At 73.2% G+C, this 20701-nt stretch carries 19 protein-coding genes; 6 read left to right on the top strand and 13 right to left on the bottom strand.

What is annotated here, in order from left to right:
* Positions 1–150 precede the first annotated feature (150 nt).
* Entirely contained in the window at positions 151–1569 is a 1419-nt protein-coding gene (locus tag AB0B41_RS37220) for an aminoglycoside phosphotransferase (RefSeq protein ID WP_358211738.1), read from the bottom strand.
* Entirely contained in the window at positions 1566–3305 is a 1740-nt protein-coding gene (gene treS, locus AB0B41_RS37215; RefSeq protein WP_358211737.1) for a maltose alpha-D-glucosyltransferase, read from the bottom strand. The genes AB0B41_RS37220 and treS overlap by 4 nt, the downstream gene beginning before the upstream one ends.
* Before the next feature lie 136 nt (positions 3306–3441).
* Here treS and AB0B41_RS37210 point away from each other — a divergent pair, with 136 nt between their 5' ends.
* On the top strand, positions 3442–4968 hold the full coding sequence (locus AB0B41_RS37210; RefSeq protein WP_358211742.1) for an AMP-binding protein: 1527 nt from the start codon (positions 3442–3444) through the stop codon (positions 4966–4968).
* A gap of 72 nt (positions 4969–5040) precedes the next feature.
* Here AB0B41_RS37210 and AB0B41_RS37205 read toward each other — a convergent pair whose 3' ends face one another.
* From AB0B41_RS37205 to AB0B41_RS37185, 5 genes are all read right to left on the bottom strand, one after another.
* A complete protein-coding gene (locus AB0B41_RS37205) occupies positions 5041–5232 on the bottom strand; it encodes a GPP34 family phosphoprotein (RefSeq protein WP_358211736.1) in 192 nt (63 codons plus the stop codon).
* A 24-nt stretch (positions 5233–5256) separates the two neighbouring features.
* Positions 5257–5490, bottom strand: coding sequence for a hypothetical protein (locus AB0B41_RS37200; protein WP_358211735.1), 234 nt, complete (start codon positions 5488–5490; stop codon positions 5257–5259).
* Between the two features lie 4 nt (positions 5491–5494).
* Positions 5495–6373: an SPFH domain-containing protein gene (locus AB0B41_RS37195; protein WP_358211741.1), complete on the bottom strand. Its 879-nt coding sequence runs from the start codon at positions 6371–6373 to the stop codon at positions 5495–5497.
* A gap of 207 nt (positions 6374–6580) precedes the next feature.
* A complete protein-coding gene (locus AB0B41_RS37190) occupies positions 6581–8554 on the bottom strand; it encodes an alpha-1,4-glucan--maltose-1-phosphate maltosyltransferase (protein WP_358211734.1) in 1974 nt (657 codons plus the stop codon).
* 121 nt (positions 8555–8675) lie between these two features.
* A complete protein-coding gene (locus AB0B41_RS37185; RefSeq protein WP_358211740.1) occupies positions 8676–9053 on the bottom strand; it encodes a MarR family winged helix-turn-helix transcriptional regulator in 378 nt (125 codons plus the stop codon).
* An 84-nt stretch (positions 9054–9137) separates the two neighbouring features.
* On the opposite strand from AB0B41_RS37185, the gene AB0B41_RS37180 reads away from it, so the two are divergent.
* The 3 genes from AB0B41_RS37180 to AB0B41_RS37170 all read left to right on the top strand — a co-directional run bounded on the left by AB0B41_RS37180 (position 9138) and on the right by AB0B41_RS37170 (position 13011).
* Entirely contained in the window at positions 9138–9938 is an 801-nt protein-coding gene (locus tag AB0B41_RS37180) for an ABC transporter substrate-binding protein (RefSeq protein ID WP_358211739.1), read from the top strand.
* Positions 9939–9949: 11 nt separating this feature from the next.
* Entirely contained in the window at positions 9950–12460 is a 2511-nt protein-coding gene (gene glgP / locus AB0B41_RS37175) for an alpha-glucan family phosphorylase (protein ID WP_358211733.1), read from the top strand.
* 113 nt (positions 12461–12573) lie between these two features.
* A complete protein-coding gene (locus tag AB0B41_RS37170) occupies positions 12574–13011 on the top strand; it encodes an SgcJ/EcaC family oxidoreductase (RefSeq protein ID WP_358211732.1) in 438 nt (145 codons plus the stop codon).
* Between the two features lie 13 nt (positions 13012–13024).
* Here the strand turns inward: AB0B41_RS37170 and AB0B41_RS37165 are convergent, their stop codons facing one another.
* The 6 genes from AB0B41_RS37165 to glgX form a co-directional block, all read right to left on the bottom strand.
* Entirely contained in the window at positions 13025–13246 is a 222-nt protein-coding gene (locus AB0B41_RS37165; protein WP_358211731.1) for a zinc ribbon domain-containing protein, read from the bottom strand.
* Between the two features lie 109 nt (positions 13247–13355).
* Positions 13356–14135 (bottom strand): helix-turn-helix transcriptional regulator, encoded by a 780-nt coding sequence (locus AB0B41_RS37160; RefSeq protein ID WP_358211730.1) that lies wholly within the window; start codon positions 14133–14135, stop codon positions 13356–13358.
* Positions 14132–15082, bottom strand: a complete 951-nt coding sequence (locus AB0B41_RS37155; protein ID WP_358211729.1) for a ParA family protein — start codon at positions 15080–15082, stop codon at positions 14132–14134. Before AB0B41_RS37155 ends, AB0B41_RS37160 begins: the two co-directional genes overlap by 4 nt.
* 178 nt (positions 15083–15260) lie before the next feature.
* Complete coding sequence (locus tag AB0B41_RS37150) at positions 15261–16478, bottom strand: hypothetical protein (protein WP_358211728.1); 1218 nt, start codon at positions 16476–16478, stop codon at positions 15261–15263.
* The gene (locus AB0B41_RS37145; protein ID WP_358211727.1) at positions 16471–16668 is read right to left on the bottom strand and encodes a hypothetical protein; all 198 of its coding nucleotides are present in this window, start codon (positions 16666–16668) and stop codon (positions 16471–16473) included. Before AB0B41_RS37145 ends, AB0B41_RS37150 begins: the two co-directional genes overlap by 8 nt.
* 159 nt (positions 16669–16827) lie before the next feature.
* Positions 16828–18855, bottom strand: coding sequence for a glycogen debranching protein GlgX (glgX, locus tag AB0B41_RS37140; RefSeq protein ID WP_358211726.1), 2028 nt, complete (start codon positions 18853–18855; stop codon positions 16828–16830).
* Between the two features lie 100 nt (positions 18856–18955).
* Between glgX and AB0B41_RS37135 the strand changes: the two genes are divergently transcribed.
* Positions 18956–19720: an ABC transporter ATP-binding protein gene (locus AB0B41_RS37135; RefSeq protein ID WP_358211725.1), complete on the top strand. Its 765-nt coding sequence runs from the start codon at positions 18956–18958 to the stop codon at positions 19718–19720.
* Between the two features lie 76 nt (positions 19721–19796).
* Positions 19797–20576, top strand: coding sequence for an enoyl-CoA hydratase/isomerase family protein (locus AB0B41_RS37130; RefSeq protein WP_358211724.1), 780 nt, complete (start codon positions 19797–19799; stop codon positions 20574–20576).
* Positions 20577–20701: the final 125 nt, after the last annotated feature.

The following is a 20701-nucleotide window of genomic DNA, read 5'->3' as shown; positions in this document are numbered from 1 at the left end:
CGGCAAGGCCGCCGGGCCGCCCTCATACCGGGCGTATTCGGGTGGCCCGGCAACGCCGGCGGGGACGGCGTGGGCGCCGGGAGCGGTGGTGGCGGGTCGGGAGACACGGCCTAGGTCAAACCTCGTCGGCCGAACCTCTCCTGCAGCTCTCTACAGCGAGATGTGCGGGTCGGACTCCGGGTCCGCGGTGTCGACGCCCTTGTCCTGTGCCTCCTCGACCAGCCGCGCGATCGAGGTGAGCGGGATGCCGGCCCAGGTGGGGCGGGAGCGGGTCTCGTAGACCACTTCGTACACCGCCTTGTCGAGCTCGTAGGCCCGCAGCACCGCGGCCTCGGCGCGCGGGTCCCGCCCGGCCCCGAACGCGTAGCCGTCGCAGAACGCGGACCGGTTGCGCACCGCCCACTCGTCGGCGCGCCGGAAGAGCTGCTGTTCCTCGTGCTCGTCCCCGTCCGCCAGCGTGACCTGGTGGTAGACGGCGTAGTCGAAGGACCGCAGCATGCCGGCGACGTCCCGCAGCGGCGAGTCCATCCGGGTCCGCTCGGTGAGCGGCGCCGCGGGCTCGCCCTCGAAGTCGATGAGCAGCCAGCCGCGCGGCGTGCGGAGCGTCTGGCCGAGGTGCAGGTCGCCGTGCACGCGCTGGGTGGGGATCTCACCGGTCAGCGCGTCGTAGACCGCACGGATGCCGTCGACGTGCTCGCCCAGCGCCGGCACCTGCGACGCGGCCTCGGTCAGCCGGGCGGTGAGCGCGGCCCGCAGCTCGTCCGCGTCCCGGGTCCCCGTGCCCAGCGCCGCGGCCAGCTCCTTGTGCACCACGGCGACGGTCTCGCCGAGCCGCCGCGCCTCGCCGGCGAAGTCGCCGCCGACCTCGTTGGCGTACAGGTCGCCCTCGGCGAACAGGTCCCGCACGCTGGTCAGCGCCATCGCCCAGCCCTCGGCGGAGTTCGACGCGAAGTCCTGCAGCATGCCGAGCGTGGCGGGCAGCCCGTCCAGCGTGCCCTCGACCGCGCCCTGCAGCGACGCCACCTGCTCGCTGCCCTCGGCGCGCAGCGCGCGGTGCAGCTCGAGGTCCGGGTTCAGCCCGGGCGCGACCCGGCGGAACAACTTGAAGATGCTCTTGTCCCCGTAGGCGACGGAGGTGTTCGACTGCTCCACCCCGAGGATCCGGCCGGAGACGCGGGACGGGATCTCGGCGCCGGGCTCGGGCACGAACCGGACGTCGCCGTACGTGCGACCCTCCCGGATCGAGTCGAGCAGGAAGGCCGTGGCATCGTGGTCCCACATCGCGTCGTAGGCGATCCGGTCGCCGACCGCGCCGATCGTGGCGTACTCGAGGTCCGGCGTCGGCTGGTACCGCCGCCCGGCCAGCAGCTGGTAGTGCTCCGGCGCGCTGCCGTCGGCGAAGGTCACCCGGAGCAGGCACAGGTCCAGGAGCAGCTCACCCTCGCCGATCAGCGGGGTGGAGCCGGCGACGGCGACGGACTCGACGGGCCGGCCCTTCGCCGGGAACCAGCGCTGGCGCGCCAGGTAGTCGGGCAGATGGGCCGGGAGCTCCTCGGCGAGCGCCGTCATGCAGTGTCCTCCGCGGGCTTGATCGAGAACCAGTAGAAGCCGTGCCCGGGCAGGGTGAGCAGGTACGGTAGCTGGCCGATCCGCGGGAACGGCACCCCGCCGGTGAGCTCGTGCGGGACGTGCCCCTCCCAGGCCGAGAGGTCGAGCTCGACCGGCTGCGGGAACCGGCTCATGTTGTTCACGCACAGGACGGTGTCGTCGCCGTGCGTGCGGGTGTAGGCCAGCACCGACGGGTTGGACCCGCCCAGCTCGTGGAAGTCGCCGAGGCCGAAGGCGTGGTGGCGCTTGCGGGCCTCGATCATGTGCCGGGTCCAGTGCAGCAGCGAGGTCGACGAGTTCGACTGTGCCTCGACGTTGACGGCCTGGTACCCGTAGACCGCATCCATGATCACGGGCAGGTACAGGCGGCCGGGGTCGCACATGGAGAAGCCGGCGTTGCGGTCCGGGGTCCACTGCATCGGGCTCCGGACGGCGTCGCGGTCGCCGAGCCAGATGTTGTCGCCCATGCCGATCTCGTCGCCGTAGTACAGGACCGGGGAGCCGGGCAGCGACAGCAGCAGCGCGGTGAACAGCTCGAGCTGGTTGCGGTCGTTCTCCAGCAGCGGGGCGAGCCGGCGGCGGATGCCGATGTTCGCCTTCATCCGCGGGTCCTTGGCGTACTCCGCGTACATGTAGTCGCGTTCCTCGTCGCTGACCATCTCGAGCGTGAGCTCGTCGTGGTTGCGCAGGAAGATGCCCCACTGCGCGCCCGACGGGATCGGCGGGGTCTGGGCCAGGATCTCCGAGATCGGGAAGCGGTTCTCCCGGCGCACCGCCATGAAGATGCGGGGCATCAGCGGGAAGTGGAAGGCCATGTGGCACTCGTCGCCGCCCACCTCCGGGTCGCCGAAGTACTCCACGACGTCCGACGGCCACTGGTTGGCCTCGGCGAGCATGACCCGGCCCGGGTACTCGTCGTCCATCACCTTGCGGCAGCGCTTGAGGAAGCCGTGCGTCTCGGTGAGGTTCTCGCAGTTCGTGCCGTCCCGCTCGTAGAGGTAGGGCACGGCGTCGAGCCGGAAGCCGTCGATCCCGAGGTCCAGCCAGAACCGCAGGACGTCGATCATCGCCTCCTGCACGGCCGGGTTGTCGTAGTTCAGGTCCGGCTGGTGGGAGAAGAAGCGGTGCCAGTAGAACTGGCCGCGCACCGGGTCGTAGGTCCAGTTCGACGACTCCGTGTCGACGAAGATGATCCGCGCCTCGGGGTAGCGCGTGTCGTCGTCCGACCACACGAAGAAGTCCCCGTACGGGCCCTCGGGGTCGCGGCGGGAGGCCTCGAACCAGGGGTGCTGGTCCGACGTGTGGTTCATGACCAGGTCGGTGATCACGCGGATCCCGCGCTTGTGGGCCTCGTCGATGAGCACGACGAAGTCCTCGACGGTGCCGAACTCGGGCAGCACCGCGCGGAAGTCGCGGATGTCGTACCCGCCGTCGCGCAGCGGGGAGTCGTAGAAGGGCGGCAGCCAGAGGCAGTCCACCCCGAGCCACTGGATGTAGTCCAGCTTCTCGGTGAGCCCGCGCAGGTCCCCGAAGCCGTCCCGGTTCGAGTCGTTGAACGCGCGGACGAGCACCTCGTAGAAGACCGCCGTCTTGAACCACTGGGTGTCGACCTCGAGGGCGCGCGCGTGCCCGTAGTCGTCGGCGTCCGGCTCGTTGACGACGAGCTCGCCGCTGTCGGTCTCGACCGTCTCACTCATCGGTTGCGGACTCTATCCGGGCCGGCCCGGTTTCTCAGGTCGGAGCGCGCCCGGACCTCCGGGCCGTCCGGCCCTGGCCGCGGTGCGGACGGCGGCGCCAGCGTCGGTGGCCCACGACGAGAGGGATGTGATCGCGATGTTCGTCGACCTGGCCGTCCGGGACTTCCTCGACCGGGCCGAGCTGGTGTACCCCGACCGCGTGGGGGTCGTCGACGAGCCCCGGCAGCCGGCGCCGTCCTGGGGGTCGGTGACCTACCGGGACCTGGCCCGGCTGGCCCGCGCCCAGGCCGCCGGCCTCGACGAGCTCGGTGTGCCGGCGGGCGGCCGCGTGGCGATCGTGTCCCAGAACGCGGCACGGATGCTGGTGTCCTTCTTCGGGGTGTCCGGCCGGGGCCGCATCCTGGTCCCGGTCAACTTCCGGCTCACCGCGCCCGAGGTGGACTACATCGTGCGGGACAGCGGGACCGAGGTCCTGCTCCTCGACCCCGAGCTCGCGCACCTGCGCGAGGCCACGACCGCCAAGCACGTGCTGGTCCTCGGCGAGGACGACGACACGCTCTTCGGCAGCACCCGGGAGCCGGCGGACCGCCCCGTCCCCGAGTCGGCGACCGCGACCCTCAACTACACCTCGGGCACGACCGCGCGCCCGAAGGGCGTGCAGCTCACCCACCGCAATTTGTGGCTCAACGCCGTCGTCTTCGGGCTGCACCTCGCCCTGACCGACGACGACGTCCTGCTGCACACGCTGCCGATGTTCCACGCCAACGGATGGGGCCTGCCGTACGCGCTGACCGGCGTCGGCGGCCGGCACGTGGTGCTCCGCAAGGTCGACGGCGCCGAGATCCTCCGGCGCATCGACCGGCACGACGTGACGCTGCTGTGCGCCGCACCCGCCGTCGTCAACGCCGTCCTGGACGCGGCGTCGACGTGGGACGGGCCGGTCCCCGGGCGCGGCCGGGTCCGCGCGGTCGTGGCCGGCGCGCCGCCGCCGACCCGGCTGATCGAGCGGGTGCACGAGGAGCTGGGCTGGGAGTTCATCCAGATCTACGGGCTCACCGAGACCTCCCCGCTGCTGACCGTCAACCGGATCCGTGCCGAGTGGCGCGGCCTCGACCCGCTCCGGCAGGCCCGCCGGCTCGGCCGGGCCGGGGCGCCCGCGCTGGGCGTCCGGCTCCGGATCGGCGACGACGGCGAGGTGCTCACCCGGACCAACCACAACCTCGACGGGTACTGGGACAAGCCGGAGGAGACGGCGCGCGCCCTGGCGGACGGCTGGTTCCACACCGGCGACGGCGGCGGCCTCGCCGACGGTTATCTCACGATCTCCGACCGCAAGAAGGACGTGATCGTCAGCGGGGGCGAGAACGTGTCGTCGATCGAGGTGGAGGACGTCCTCACCACGCACCCCGCCGTGCGCGAGGCGGCGGTCATCGGCGTCCCCGACGAGACCTGGGGCGAGCTCGTGACCGCGATCGTGGTCGTCGACGGCGGGGACACCACCGCCGAGGACCTCGTCGCCCACTGCCGCGGGCAGCTCGCCGGGTTCAAGTGTCCTCGACGCGTGGAGTTCACCGACGCGCTCCCGCGCACCGCGACCGGGAAGGTCCAGAAGTACGTCCTGCGCGAGCCGTTCTGGAAGGGCCGGGAGAAGCGGGTCAACTGACCTCAGCCACCCCCGCCGCCACCCGACGACGCCGCGACCGTGGCGGCGTGCTGGGAGTCGACGTCGAGGCCCTCACCGCCGCACGTGGGGGACGGCGACGGCCCTGCCGTCGTCGTCGCGCAGGGCGCCCGCGGCCAGCAGCTCGGTCAGCGCAGCGGCCCGCAGCAGCAGGCCGCGCTCGCCGGAGCCGGTGAACCGCCTGCGCTGCGGGTCGTAGCTGAGCAGGTAGAGCCGCTCCGGCAGGGAGATCGGGGTGGTCGGCACGGGGGTCTCCTCTCGGTCGCGCGCTCAGGCGTCGGGCCGCTCGTCGCCGTCGGGCCCGGGCTCCTCCCGCCGGGGCCGCCCGGGGCGGCGCATGGGCGCCGCCGTCCCGGGCAGCCGGCCGGCATCGGCCAGCGCCCGGCGGAGCAGGAACTCGATCTGGGCGTTGGTGCTGCGCAGCTCGTCGTCGGCCCACCGGACGAGCGCGTCGTGCACGGCCGGGTCGAGGCGCAACAGGATCTTCTTGCGCTCGGAGGGCATCCGGTTACGAGTAGAGCGAGCCCGTGTTGACGACGGGCTGGGTGTCGCGGTCACCGCACAGCACCACCAGCAGGTTGCTGACCATGCTCGCCTTGCGCTCCTCGTCGAGGTCCACGACGTCCTGCTCGCTGAGCCGGTCGAGTGCCTGCTTGACCATGCCCACCGCGCCCTCGACGATCTGCTCCCGCGCCGCGACGACCGCACCGGCCTGCTGGCGGCGCAGCATCGCCTGCGCGATCTCGGGGGCGTAGGAGAGCCGGGTGATGCGGGACTCGATCACCGCGACACCGGCCGACTCGACCCGCGCCGCGATCTCCGCCGACAGCCGCCCGGTGATCTCGTCGGCGTTGTCGCGCAGGGAGAGGCCGGGCGCGCCCTGGTTGTCGTACGGGTAGCTGGTCGCGATGTGCCGGACCGCGGTCTCGGACTGGATCGCGACGAACTCCACGAAGTCGTCGACCTCGAAGCTGGCCTTCGCGGTGTCCCGGACCTGCCAGACGACGACCGCGGCGATCTCGATCGGGTTGCCGTCCGCGTCGTTGACCTTGGCCGGCTCGGTCTCGTGGTTGCGGATCCGGGTGGAGATCTTGCGCCGCTGCGTGAACGGGTTCAGCCAGCGGAACCCGCTGGTGCGGATCGTGCCGAGGTAGCGGCCGAACAGCTGGACCACGCGGGCCTCGCCGGGCGCGACGGCGGTGAGCCCACAGGCCAGGACGAGGCCGATGACGAGTGCCGTGGCGCCCAGCCCGGCGGCGAGCGGACCGAGCACACCCGTGAGGGCGAGCAGGGCGATCCCGCCGAGGACGAGCACCACCACGACCGCGAGCATCCCGAAGCCGCCGGACCCGGACAGCGGGCTCTCCTCGACGCGCGGCTCGGGCATGTCGGGCAGGTCGGGGGCGGGGAGGACGGTCGGGGCGGCGGGGGAGTCGGGCATGGCGGGCGGGCTCCTTTCGTGACATACCCACCATAGCAAAGTGATATCAGGTTTCGTCGGTTTCCGGCCGACGAGCCACGGGTCCTCGGGCCGGAACGCGACGACGCCGGCCCCGCGGAACGCGGAACCGGCGTCGTCGAGAAGGGGAAGGGCTCAGCCCCGGTGCACGCGCAGGATGTGCGCGACGTTCTCCAGCGGCTGCAGCCGCACGTAGTTGCGCTCCTGCCAGCGGAAGATGTCCCCGGTGATCTCGTCGGTGACCGTGAACTGGTCCTGCCAGTCCATGCCCAGCTCCGGCATGTCGAGCCGGACGAAACCCTCGCGCATCTCGTGCGAGTTGAGCGTGACGACCACGATCACCGTGTCGCCGCTCGCCGGGTCCGTCTTCGAGTAGACCAGCAGCTCGGGGTTGTCCACCTCGTGGAAGTGGATCTCGCGCAGCTGCTGTAGCGCCGGGTGGGCGCGGCGGATCTCGTTCAGCCGGCCGAGGAAGGGCTCGAGCGAGCGCCCCTCGTTCAGCGCGGCCTGGAAGTCCCGCGGGCGCAGCTCGTACTTCTCCGAGTCGAGGTACTCCTCGCTGCCCGGCTTGACCGGGGTGCCCTCGAACAGCTCGAAGCCCGAGTACACGCCCCAGGTCGGCGACATGGTCGCGGCCAGCACGGCGCGGATCGCGAACATCGCCGGGCCGCCGGTCTGCAGCGACTCGTGGAGGATGTCCGGGGTGTTGACGAAGAGGTTCGGCCGGGCCTCGTCGGCGCGCTCGGCGTGCATGAGCGCGAACTCGGTCAGCTCCTCCTTCTCCGTGCGCCAGGTGAAGTAGGTGTAGCTCTGGGTGAAGCCCAGCCGCGCGAGCCCGAACAGCCGGGCCGGGCGGGTGAACGCCTCGGCCAGGAACAGCACGTCCGGGTAGCGCGCCTTGACCTGCCAGATCAGCCAGTGCCAGAAGTTCGGCGGCTTGGTGTGCGGGTTGTCCACCCGGAAGATCCGGACCCCGTGCTCGACCCAGTGCAGCACGACCCGCAGCGCCTCGGCGTAGAGCCCGGCCGGGTCGTTGTCGAAGTTGATCGGGTAGATGTCCTGGTACTTCTTCGGCGGGTTCTCCGCGTAGGCGATCGACCCGTCCGGGCGCACCGTGAACCACTCCGGGTGGGCCTGGACCCACGGGTGGTCGGGCGCGCACTGCAGCGCGAAGTCGAGCGCGACCTCCATGCCGAGGTCCTTGGCGCGGGCGACGAACGAGTCGAAGTCGTCGATCGTGCCGAGCTCGGGGTCGATCGCGTCGTGCCCGCCGTCGGCGCTGCCGATGGCCCACGGGGAGCCGACGTCGCCGGGCTCGGCGTGCACGGAGTTGTTGCGGCCCTTGCGGTGCACCGTGCCGACCGGGTGGATCGGCGGGAGGTACACGACGTCGAAGCCCATGGCGGCGATCCGGTCGAGCTCCTTGGCGGCGGTGACGAACGAGCCGTGCACGGCGCGGCCGGTCTCGTCCCGCCCGCCGGTGGAGCGGGGGAAGAACTCGTACCAGGAGCCGTACAGCGCGCGCTCGCGGTCGACGTAGACCTGCTGGGTGCGGCCGCGGGTGATCAGCTCGCGCACCGGGCGCTCGGTCATGATCGCGTGCACGGCCGGGAACATCGCCGGGGCGACGCGGGCGTGCAGCGGCAGGGCGGTGTCGCGGAGCGCGTTGGCGGCGCCGAAGAGCAGGTCGCGGTTGGCGCGCTCGCTGGGCCGCCGCCCCACGCGCTGCAGCAGCCGGGCGCCCGTCTCCAGGTCGTTGGCCAGCTCGTCGGCGGTCTGGTGGGCCTTCAGCTTGGCCTCGACGGCGTGCCGCCAGGTGGCCCACGGGTCGCTCCAGGCGTCCACCCGGAAGGTCCACAGCCCCGGCTCGTCCGGCACCACGGTGGCGACGAACCGGTCCGTCCCGACCCCGTCGGGCAGCATCCGCACGTGCTCGGCCTGCGCGGTGGAGCCGAGCCGCTTCCACACCACGTTGGCGGCGACGGCGTCGTGCCCCTCGCGCCACACCGTGGCGCGGACGGGGATCACCTCGCCGACCACGGCCTTGCTGGGATGACGGCCGTCGCCCACCGCGGGACTGACGTCATCGATCCCGAGCCGACCGGTCATCGACAGCACCCCCGCGTTCGTCGTCGGATTGCGCACACGGAAGCCCCGCCATCGTGTGCGTCACAACCGTACCTACCCCGTCCACCGCTGCGCGTAACGGGACGGGCGTGGCGACACGGGTTCACATGCTCTTCACCGAGCCGTCGTGACCGCCCGGCGACCCGCCGTCGGTGAGCGGTCGGCCCGGCTGCTCAGCGTGACCGGCCGCTGGTGCGACCGGGTGGGAGACCACCCGTTCGAGCAGCTCGGCGCGCCGTTCGCGGTCCACCCGATCGAGCGCCCTGGTCAGCGGCGTCGCGGCCGCCCGCCGGGCGCCGACGCGCGCGACGGCGGCCTCGCCCTCGGGCGTCGGCCGGGTGACCCGCTGCCGGTGGTCCCCGTCGGCCCGCACGCGTTCGACCAGACCGCGCTCCGCCAGCTCGCGGGTCAGCGCGGACACCCGCGCGGGGTCGATGCCGAGCGCCGCGGCCAGCCGGCCCTGGGGGACGGGGTCGCGCAGGGTCCGGAGGAACCGGGCCTGGAGCGGGGTGAGGCCCTCGGCCGAGGCGGCCTCGTCGAGCAGGGCGGTGAGGCGGGGTTCGACGTGCCCGTGGTCGGCACCGGGACGACCCGGCCCGGCGGGGTCGCCGACACCAACGGCTTCTTCCTGCAGTGGGCGGGCCAGGCCGTCGACCGCGGAGTCACGGGCCTCGGCGGCCCGACCGTGCGCGTCGAGTCGGTGGCCGCCCGGCAGCCCGACGTGATCGTCGGCAGCGCGGTGGGCGCGGACGCCGTCACGCCCGAGATCTACGCGCAGCTCAGCGCGATCGCACCGACGATCGTCCTCGACCACAGCCGGCTCTCCTGGCAGGAGCTGTCCGCGCAGCTCGGCCGGGACCTCGGGCGCGTGGCCGAGGCGACCGCGGCCGAGCAGGAGTACACGGCCCGGGCCTCCGCGGTCGGCGCCGGGCTGGACACGAGCCGCGAGGCCGTGGCCGTGACCGTCACCGACAACGGGTTCACCGTCTTCACGGCGGAGTCGGCCCAGGGCACGCTGCTGGCCGGGTTGGGGCTGCGGCTCAAGGCGGTCGCGCCGAGCGGGGCGTCGGGCCTGGGCGGGTCGGAGGTGTGCCGGGACGTCGTGCCGGTGGCGGGGGAGAACGCGGGCGTCTTCGGCGACGCCTCCCTGTTCTTCGTCAACGCGACGGACGAGGACGTGGCCGGCTACCGGACCGCCCAGCCGGTGCTCGGGTCGTTGCCGGCCTTCGCCGAGAACCGGGTCCACGCACTGGGCCCGGAGTCCTTCCGGCTCGACCGCCTTCAGCGCCGCCGAGGTGCTCGACCGCCTGGAGCAGCAGGGCTCGTGACACCCGCTGGATCGGTCACCGTACCGATCCCGTACTAGTCTCCGCCCCCGTGAGAGCCCTCCGCCGCTTCACCGTCCGTGCACAGCTGCCCGAACGGCTGGCCCCGCTGCAGACCCTGGCGACCAACCTGCGGTGGAGCTGGCACCCGGCCACCCGCGAGCTGTTCGCCACGCTCGACCCCGACGCGTGGGAGCGCTCGGGTGAGGACCCGGTGCGGCTGCTCGGCGAGATCCCGACCGCGCGGCTGACCGAGCTGGCCGAGGACACCGAGCTGGTGCAGACCGTCGCCGGCCTGGCCGCCGACCTGGAGCGGTACCTCACCGAGGACCGTTGGTACCAGGGCGAGGAGGGGCTCCCGGCGGCGATCGCCTACTTCTCCATGGAGTTCGGCGTGTCCGAGGTGCTGCCGAACTACTCGGGCGGCCTCGGCGTGCTGGCCGGCGACCACCTGAAGGCCGCGTCGGACCTCGGGGTGCCGCTGATCGGCGTCGGGCTGCTCTACCAGTCCGGGTACTTCCGCCAGTCGCTCTCGCTCGACGGCTGGCAGCTCGAGCACTATCCCGTCCTCGATCCGCAGGGCCTGCCGCTGCAGCTCCTCACGGGGGCCGACGGGGCGCCTGTGATCGTCGAGGTCGCCATGCCGGAGGGCCGCACGCTGGCCGCGCGGGTGTGGCAGGCCGCCGTCGGTCGGGTGCCGCTGCTGCTGCTCGACGCGGACATCGAGGCCAACGACGCCGACCTGCGGACCGTCACCGACCGGCTCTACGGCGGCGACCAGGACCACCGCATCAAGCAGGAGATCCTGATCGGCGTCGGTGGCGTCCGGGCGGTCCGGGCGTACTGCGCCGCGACCGGTCACCCGGAGCCCGAGGTCTTCCACACCAACGAGGGCCACGCCGGCTTCCTCGGCCTCGAGCGCATCCGCGAGCTGCAGACGGCGAAGCGCCTCGACTTCGACCAGGCGCTGTCCGCGGTCCGCTCCGGCACCGTGTTCACCACGCACACCCCGGTGCCGGCGGGCATCGACCGCTTCCCGCTCGACCTGGTCCGCCGCTACCTCACCGACGCGCTGCTGCCCGGCCTCCCGGCCGACCGGCTGCTCGCGATGGGCGCCGAGGACGACCCCGCCATGTTCAACATGGCGCACATGGGGCTGCGGCTCGCGCAGCGGGCCAACGGCGTCTCGAAGCTGCACGGCGAGGTCTCGCGCGGCATGTTCGGCGGCCTCTGGCGCGGGTTCGACGCCGAGGAGGTGCCGATCGGCTCGGTCACCAACGGCGTGCACGGGCACACCTGGGAGGCCGCCGAGGTCTCCGGCCTGATCGGCGAGCCCGGCACCTCGCTCGACCACGTCGGCGACGCCGAGCTGTGGGGCCTGCGCAACGCCCTGCGCGCCCGGCTGGTCGACGAGGTCCGCCGCCGCGTCCGGGCGGCCTGGCTGGAGCGCGGCGCGTCGACGCCGGAGCTCGGCTGGACCGACCACGTCTTCGACCCGGAGGTGCTCACCGTCGGCTTCGCCCGCCGGGTGCCGACCTACAAGCGGCTCACGCTGATGTTGCGCGACCCGGCCCGGCTGCGCGACCTGCTGCTCGACCCGCACCGCCCGGTCCAGCTGATCGTCGCCGGCAAGTCCCACCCTGCCGACGACGGCGGCAAGGCGCTGATCCAGCAGATCGTCCGGTTCGCCGACGACCCGGCCGTGCGGCACCGCATCGTGTTCCTGCCGGACTACGACATGTCGATGGCCCGCTACCTGTACTGGGGCTGCGACGTCTGGCTGAACAACCCGCTGCGCCCGCTCGAGGCCTGCGGGACCTCCGGCATGAAGTCGGCGCTCAACGGGGGGCTCAACCTCTCCATCCGGGACGGCTGGTGGGACGAGCTCTACGACGGCGGCAACGGTTGGGCCATCCCCACCGCCGACGGCATCGACGACCCGCACAAGCGGGACGACCTCGAGGCCCAGGCGCTCTACGAGCTGCTCGCCACCCAGGTGGCCCCGGCGTTCTACGAGCGCGACTCGGGAGTGCCGCCGAAGTGGACCGGGCTGGTCCGGCACACCTGGGAGACGCTGCGCCCGCAGGTGCAGGCCACCCGGATGGTCCGCGAGTACGTCGAGAACTGGTACGCGCCCGCCGCCGAGGCCGCCCGGACCGTCACCGGCTCGGACTACGCCGGGGCGAAGGAGATCGCCGCCTACCGCGAGAAGCTGAACACCTCGTGGACGAAGGTGCAGGTCACCGGGGTCGACGCGTCCGGCCTGCCGGACACCCCGGTCGTCGGCGCACCGATGACCGTGCGCGCCGCCGTCGACCTCGGCGGCCTCTCGCCCGACGACGTGATCGTCGAGGCCATCGTCGGCCGGGTCGACGAGGCGGACGAGCTCGACGACACGGTCCGGGTCGCGATGAAGCACATCGGCGCCACGGACGGCGCGGACCGGTTCGAGGCCGTGGTCCCGCTGCCGCACGCGGGGCTCGCGGGCTACACGGTCCGGGTCCTCCCGCAGCACCCGCTGCTGGCCTCGCCCGCCGAGCTGGGCAAGGTCGTCCTGGCCTGACCCCCGTGTGACCGGTGAACGGCGCTCTCGCTCATATCTCGTGAGCGAGAGCGCCGTTCGTGCACGTCGGCAGGGGTTGACCTCGAGTCGGGTCGAGGTCCGAGGGTGTCGGCATGACCTCCGTGACGAGTGCTCCGACGGTGTCCGACGACGCCGACCACGCCGCCGACCTGACCGCGCTCCGGCAGGTGATCGCCGACGTCGAGACCGGGCTGAACACCAACGACGCCGAGCTGATGACGCGGCACTTCGCCGCGAACGCCGTCGCGGTGGGCGTGAACGGTCGCGCCACCGCCGGCCTCGACGCGCTGCGTGAGGTGCACGCGCAGGCGGTGACGAGTTTCCTGAAGGACCAGTACGCCCGCTACGAGATCGACGCCGTCACCTTCGTGCGGCCCGACGTCGCCCTCGTGCGCAAGCTGGCCCGCGCCGTCGACGCCGGGGGCGCCCCGATCGACCTCGACCACGCGATGTCGGCGCTCTACGTGCTCGTGCGGGAGCAAGGGCGGTGGTGGATCGTGGCGCGGCAGAACACGCTGATCCCGCGGTGATCCCCGGGGTGGGTCAGCCGCAGCCGCACGCCCCGCCGCAGCAGCCTCCTCCGCCGCCCATCGGGGCCATCGCGGGGGCGCCGCCGGCGCGGCCGCCGAGCGAGACGGTGGAGAGGAGCTTGACGGTGTCGCTGTGGCCGTGCGGGCAGGCGGCCGGGTCCGAGGCCGCGGCCATGGGGCGGTCGACCTCGAAGGTCGTGGTGCACTCGCGGCAGCGGAACTCGTAGCGCGGCATGGTCGAGAGGATACGTCCCGAGGTGCGCCGTGGTCACCGGTCGCCGCGCTGATCCACGGCCGGGCAGCGGAACGCTCGGTTTCCGGACGTTCCACTGCCGGAAGGTGGATCAGCGGGACCCGGACGCCGCGTCCGGGCTCCCCAGCACCTTGTCGAACCCGTGCCGGAACGCGGCCCACTCGCGGCGGCGCGCCTCCAGGATCCGCTCGCCGAGCGGGGTGAGCCGGTAGTTCCGCCGGGCGGGGCCGAGCGCGATCAGCCGGTCGTTCTTCAGCCGGTGGAGGCGGTGGTAGGTGCCCTGCAGGGAGGGACGGAACACCCCGTCGCTGCGCTCGCGGAGCAGGTGGTGCACCACGCGCCCGTTCTCCGGCCGGTCCTCGACGATCGCGAGGATCAGCAGGTCCAGCTGCCGGGCGTCGCGCAGCCGCACCTCGCCGAAGCGGGTCCGGCGTGGCGTCGGCTCGGTCCGCTGCCGGGTGCGGCGTGGCACCGGGCGGCCGTTCCACTCCTGACGACGGGTCGTGCCCGTTCGCGAGGGGAAGCGGCCGTTCGTGCGGGAGCCGTCCTCGGTGCGTGTGCGGTGGTCGGTCCTGTCGTCGTCGGTGGGGATCGGATCGCTCCTCCGGTCGGCGGTGTCCGTGTCCGGCTCGCTGTCGGTGTCGGTCTCCGTGTCGGATTCGGTGTCGGTCTCTGTGCCCGTGTCGGTGTCGGGCGCCGTGTCGGTGTCGGGAGCCGTGTCGGTGTCCGTGTCGGCGGCGGTCTCGTCCTCGGTGTCGGTCACGGTGCCCTCGGCGGCGTCGGGGGCGGGGCGGCGCCGTCGTCGCGCGGGGCGCAGGGCGGCGGCCGCGGACCCGAAGGCCGAGGAGAGGTCCCGGGTCGGGCGGCTCATGCCCGCGCCTTCCGACGGGTGCGCGGACGCTCGGCCTCCTCTGCCGCTTGCAGCGCCGACAGCACCTCGACACCGAGCGCCCGGTAGTCGCCCGCGACGCTCGCGGCCGTCGCCGAGATCCGCTTCGTCCGGGTGCCCGTGCGCAGCTCCTCCCACCAGGCGGGCTGGGCGGCCGCCTCGACCTCGAGCTCGTGGGCCAGCTTGCCCAGCCGCCGCGCGTCCTGGGCCGTGCGCTCGGCGTGCCGGATGCTGGTCTCGAACCGGGGCGAGGAGCCGCCGAAGGCCTCGTCGATCGCGGCGAGGGCCTCGCCCTGCACCGCCCGCGCCCGGCTGCCGGTCGCGAACAGCACCACGCCGAGCAGCCCGAGCCGGGCGTTGATCTCGCGAGCGAGCGTGAACCGCTCGGCGACGAGCGTCATGCCGAGCAGCCCGCCCAGGTCGGACTTCGTGGGCATCAGGACCCAGCGCGCCGACCCCAGCGCGAGATCGGTGAGGATCGTCGACTCCGGCGGGCAGTCGACGAACACCACCTCGTAGTCGCGCGCGACCGGCGCGAGCACGTCGCCCAGCACCCGGAAGGCCTCTCGTCCGTGGTTCTGGAGCCGGGAGACCATCACCGGCGTCAGGTCCTCGAGGCGGGCGCCGCCGCACACCACGTCGAGCTGCGGCCGGACGTCCTGCACCGGGCGCAGGGGGGTCCGGGCGATGATCGAGCCGAGCAGGCCGGCACCCTCGTCGTCGAACTCCGAGCCGCGGTAGCCGAGGTCGTCGGCGAGGTTGGCCTGTCGGTTGAGGTCGACGAGCAGGCACCGGTAGCCCGCCCCGGCGAACTGCCCGCCCAGGTTCGCGGCGATCGAGGTCTTCCCCACCCCGCCCTTGTCGTTGACGATCGCGATCACGCGGGCCAGCGCGAACTCGCGCTCACGGTCGCTCGTGCGTCTGGCCACGGGTCACCTCCGCATCGTCGACGGCGGGCGGCCGGGAACGCACCGCCCTGGGTGCAGCGTCCTGCGCTCGTACCCGACCGCGCGGACCGACACACCCCCTCGCGACGATGGCGTCCGTCCTGCCCAGCGGATACACGCGATCGCCACAAGTAGGCTCGGCCGGACGGCCCTGCACCTCTCAGTCCGGTTCCGAACCCCGGCCGCGCCGGCGGGCGGTGCGCTCCTTGCCGCTGCGTCCGGACGACCCGCCGCCGCTGCGCTGCGCCCGTGCCCCGCGGCTCGCCGGAGCCCGTTGGCTCGTCACGCGCGACGGCCGCGTGCGCGGGGTGAGGAGATCGCGGAGCTCGTCCTCGGAGGGGGCGTCGTGGTCGACGGGGCGGTCGGCGTCCTCGGCCTCGTCGTCGGGTCCGCCGTCGGCTTCCTCGTCCGCGCCGTCGTCCGCGCCGTCGTCCGCGCCGTCGTCGGCATCGTCCTCGACCTCGTCCTCCGCTGCGTAGTCCTCCTCGTCGGCGTCCTCGTCCACGTCTTCGTCGACAAGCTCGTCGTCCTCGGCGGGCTCGTCCTCGTCGGCGGGCTCGTCCTCATCGACGAGTTCGTCCTCGTCGAAGTCGTCGTCGTCGGCGGTTCCGCGGTCCTCGTCGTCAGCCTCGTCGACGTCCTCGTCCGACTCGTACTCCGCGTCGTCCCGCTCGTCGTACTCGGCGTCCTCGGCGTCCTCGGCGGCCTCCTCCGTGTCCTCGGCGGAGTCCTCGCCGGTGTCCTCGGCAGAGTCCTCGTCGGCCACCTCGTCGGCTTCGTCAGCATCGTCGGCGTCGTCCTCGGGCTCGTCGGAGTCGTCGTACCCGGCTTCCTCCTCGTCCTCGTCGAGCTCGTCCTCGGCCTCGTCGGCGGAACCCTCGTCGGCCCCCTCGTCGGCGTCGTCCTCCGGCTCGTCCTCGGGCCCGTCGAGGTCGTCGGCCTCGTCGTACCCGGCCTCCTCCTCGTCGCCGAGGTCGTCGGCCTCGCCTTCGGCTTCGTCGTCGGCTTCGTCGAGCTCGCCGTCGGCCTCGTCGAGCTCGTCGGTCTCGTCGTCAGCCGCCTCGCCGTCGGGCTCGTCCTCGTCGGACTCGTCCTCGTAGGACCGGTCGTCGTAGGACTCCTCGTCGGAGTCCTCGTACTCGTCCTCCGGCTCCTCCGACTCCGTGTCCTCGTCCATGAGGTCCTCGGGGGCGACCTCGTCCTCGAGCTCGTCCGGGGTGGCCTCGTCGTCGGAGGCAGCGGCCCCGCCCTCGAGGTCGGCGTCGACCTGCGCCTCACCCGTCTCCTCGATCCGGATGCGCAGCGTCAGCTTCTTGCTGCCGAGCATGATGTAGCCGCTGATGTCGGCCAGGTCCGGGGACCCCGTCGGGTCAGCCATCGTGCCGCTCCCCACCGGTCGTGCGGGACGCCCGCGCCGCCGCCACCATCCCCAGCAGGGCTGCGCTCGCGCCCACGGCCGGCGTCAACCACGCCGGACGGGGCCGCCGGTGCGCGAACAAGAGCCTGCCCGTCACGCCGACCAGCGCCCCGACCGCGAGCCCGCGGCCGAGGTGTCGTCCCGTCGTCACCACGCGGTCCTCCTCCTGCTCGCGCGGCGGACCCGTGGCCGCCGCGACCCGCCCACCCGGGCGGCGTGGGCGCGGATGCCCGACGGGTCCGGAGGGGCAAACGGAAGGGGGCCGAAGTTGGGCCGTTCGCCCGGCGGGTGCGGCCGACCGGCCGCGCGGTCAGCCCGGGATGCGCCGGAACAGCAGGAGCGAGTGCGGCGGGAGCGTGATGGTGCTGCGTGGGCGAAGGGGCCGTTCCGAGACCGGGCACCCGTCCTCGCTCGTGCTGTCGAGCACCTGGACCAGGGGCGAGCCGCCGCCCGGCAGCACGCACGCCGCGCCCGAGCCGCCGGCGTGCAGCAGGAACAGCCACTCCCCGGCGAGCAGGCCGAGGGAGCGGGCGTGGGCGTCGTGCCAGTCCTCGTGGGTCAGCGCCCGGCCGGAGGGGTGCCACCACCGCACCTCCTCGTCGCGGAGGAAGCGGTCGCGGTGCAGGGCGGGGGAGGAGCGGCGGATGGCCGCGACCCGCGCGGTGAAGCGGGTCATCGCCTCCGCCGCCCCGGGGTCGAGCTCGTCGGGCGACCAGTCGACCCAGGTGGTCTCGTCGTCGAGGCAGTAGGCGTTGTTGTTGCCGTGCTGGGTCCGCCAGCGCTCGTCGCCGCCGAGGAGCATCGGCGTCCCGATCGACAGCAGCAGGGTGCCGAGCATCGCCCGCGCGGTCGCCCGCCGCCGCGCCCGGACGACCGGCGACGACGACTCGCCCTCCACCCCGAAGTTCTGCGAGCGGTTGTCGTCCGTGCCGTCTCGGTTCTGCTCGCCGTTGGCCTCGTTGTGCTTGCGCTCGTAGGAGACGAGGTCGCGCAGGGTGAAGCCGTCGTGCGCGGTCACGAAGTTGACCGACGCCCAGGGCCGCCGCCCGGACAGCGCGTACAGGTCGGAGCTGCCGGTCACGCGCGAGGCCAGCTCGGCGATGTGCCCGTGGCCGCGGAAGAAGTCCCGCACGGCGTCCCGGTAGCGGCCGTTCCACTCCGACCACGCGACGCCGAAGCCGCCGACCCGGTAGCCCTCGCCGGTGGCGTCCCACGGCTCGGCGACGAGCTTGCACGTCGAGAGCACGGGGTCCTGCGCGATCGCGGTGAGCAGCGCGGAGTTCGGGTCGAACGGGCCGGAGTGCGGCCGGCCGAGCACCGACGCGAGGTCGATGCGGAAGCCGTCGACGCCGTAGCGGGTGACCCAGTGCCGCAGCGCGTCGCACACCAGGCGGATCACGGTGGGGGAGCCGGCGTCGAGGGTGTTGCCGGTGCCGGTGATGTCGGCGTCGTGGCCGAGACCGCCCAGCGAGTAGTAGGCGCGGGCGTCGAGGCCGCGGTAGGACAGCGTGACGCCGCCGACGCCACCCTCGCACGTGTGGTTGGGGACGAAGTCGAGGATCACCTCGATGCCCGCCGCGTGCAGGGCGTCCACCATGGACCGGAACTCGGAGGTCTCGGCGCCGGGCGTGCTCGCGTACCCGCTGTGCGGGGCGAGGAAGCCGAGCGTGGAGTAGCCCCAGTAGTTGCGGGCGCCGCGCTCGAGCAGCGCGGGCTCCGAGGCGCTCGCGCACACCGGCAGCAGCTCGACGGCGGTCACCCCGATGCGCTGGAGGTGCTCGACGACGGCCGGGTGCGCCAACCCGAGGTACGTGCCGCGCAGCTCCGGCGGGACCTCGGGGTGTCTGGCGGTGTAGCCCTTCACGTGCAGCTCGGTGATCACGGTCTCGGACCACGGGACGTCCGGACGCGGCGGCAGCGGCGCGCTGTCGGGCCCCTCGACGACGGACAACGGCACGGCGCCCAGGGAGTCGGCCGTGCTCGGCGGGCCGGTCATCGGGTCGTCGACCCAGCCCCGGGCGGCGTCGAGATCGGTGACGCGGCCGTCGATCCGCCGCGCGTACGGGTCGACGAGGATCTTGCGGGGGTTGAAGCGGTGGCCCTCCCACGGGCGGTAGGGGCCGTGCACGCGGAATCCGTAGCGCTGTCCCGGCCGCACGTCCGGCACGTGCCCGTGCCACACCCCGAACGTCCGCTCTGTCAGCTCCACCCGCCGCTCGACGAGCTCGCCGGGCGCACCGTCCACGAGGCACACCTCGACGGCGTCCGCGCTGGTCGAGGCGACGGCGAAGCGCGCCCCGGTGTCGTCGACGTGGGCACCCAACGGGAAGACAGGCACGATCGGCGAGGATAAGGGGGTGAGTTCCCCCGGATCGCCCGCCGGCGCAGAAACCTCAGTGCAGAGCGTCACACCCGATCTGTCCGATCTCGTGATCCACATGGACGGGGTCAGCGTCCGGCGCGGGAAGACCGTGCTGCTCGACTCGGTCGACTGGCAGGTCGAGCTCGACGAGCGCTGGGTCGTCCTCGGTCCCAACGGCGCCGGCAAGACCACCCTGCTGCGCCTCGCCGCCGCCGAGATGCACCCGACGGCCGGCACCGTCCACGTCCTCGGCGAGCGGATGGGCCGGGTCGCGGTGTTCGAGCTGCGCCCGCGCATCGGCCTGACCTCGGCGAACCTCGGCATCCGGATCCCGGGCGACGAGGTGGTGTCCGACGTCGTGGTCAGCGCCGGGTACGGCGTCCTCGGCCGCTGGCGGGAGCGGTACGACTCGCTGGACACCGACCGCGCCGAGCACCTGCTCGAGCAGCTCGGCATGGCCGGGTTCGCCGACCGCGAGTACCGGACGCTGTCCGAGGGCGAGCGCAAACGGGTGCTGATCGCCCGCGCGCTGATGACCGACCCGGAGCTCCTGCTGCTCGACGAGCCCGCCGCCGGTCTCGACCTCGGCGGCCGGGAGGACCTCGTCTCCCGGCTCTCCACGCTGGCGCTCGACGCCGAGGCGCCGGCGTCGGTGCTGGTCACCCACCACGTCGAGGAGATCCCGCCGGGCTACTCGCACGGCCTGCTGCTGCGCGGCGGGAAGGTCGTGGCCGCGGGCCTGCTCGACGACGTCCTCACCGACGAGAACCTCTCCGCCACCTTCGGCCTGCCGCTCGCGGTGCAGCGCCGGCGCGGGCGGTACACCGCCTGGCTGCGCTGACCCGGGGCCTGATCCGGCCTCCCCGTCGGGTGAGCGGACGGGGCCCGGGGCCCGGACGGCGGGTTAGGGTCCGGGCGTGACGGAATTCGTGAGGCTCGAGGTCGACAACGGGGTGGGCACGATCCGGCTGGACCGGCCGCCCATGAACGCGCTCAACCGGCAGGTCCAGGCGGAGCTGCTGCAGGTCGCGCAGGAGGCCGCGACCAGGGCGGACGTCCGCGCGGTGATCGTCTACGGCGGCGAGAAGACGCTGGCGGCGGGCGCCGACGTCAAGGAGATGGCGACCATGTCCTACTCGGACATGGCCCCGCAGGCCCGCGCGCTGTCCGCTGGCCTCGGCGCGCTCTCGATCATCCCGAAGCCGACGGTCGCCGCGGTCACCGGCTACGCGCTCGGCGGCGGCCTCGAGGTCGCCCTCGGCGCCGACCGCCGCATCGTCGGCGACAACGCCAAGCTCGGCTTCCCGGAGATCCTGCTCGGCATCTTCCCGGGCGGCGGTGGCACCCAGCGGCTCGCGCGGCTGATCGGCCCGTCGCGCGCGAAGGACCTGATCTACACCGGCCGGTTCGTCGACGCCCAGGAGGCGCTGGCGATCGGGCTGGTCGACGAGGTCGTCCCGGCCGACGAGGTGTACACCCGCTCCGTCGAGTACGTCTCGCAGTTCACCTCGGGCCCCGCCCTGGCCTACGCCGCCGCGAAGAAGGCGATCGACGGCGGCCTGGACACCGACCTGCGCACCGGCCTGGACATCGAGTCGGAGCTGTTCGCGGGCGTGTTCGCCAGTGACGACGCCGCGATCGGCATGAAGTCCTTCATCGAGAACGGCCCGGGCAAGGCGAGCTTCACCGGCCGCTGACCCCTGTGAGTGGCGATAGTCGCCATAGCGACGATTGCCCCGCACCGCCATACGTGCACGGGGGTGGGCGAGGGGGCTGGGGGGGGGGGGGGCCGCGCGCCCCCGCCCCCCGCCGGCCCCCCCAC

Origin of the sequence: Pseudonocardia sp. NPDC049154, from assembly GCF_040648315.1 — a bacterium.
Lineage (GTDB): Bacteria > Actinomycetota > Actinomycetes > Mycobacteriales > Pseudonocardiaceae > Pseudonocardia.
Note: the sequence above shows the minus strand (reverse complement) of the source record. Positions and strands in the feature narration are given on the sequence as shown.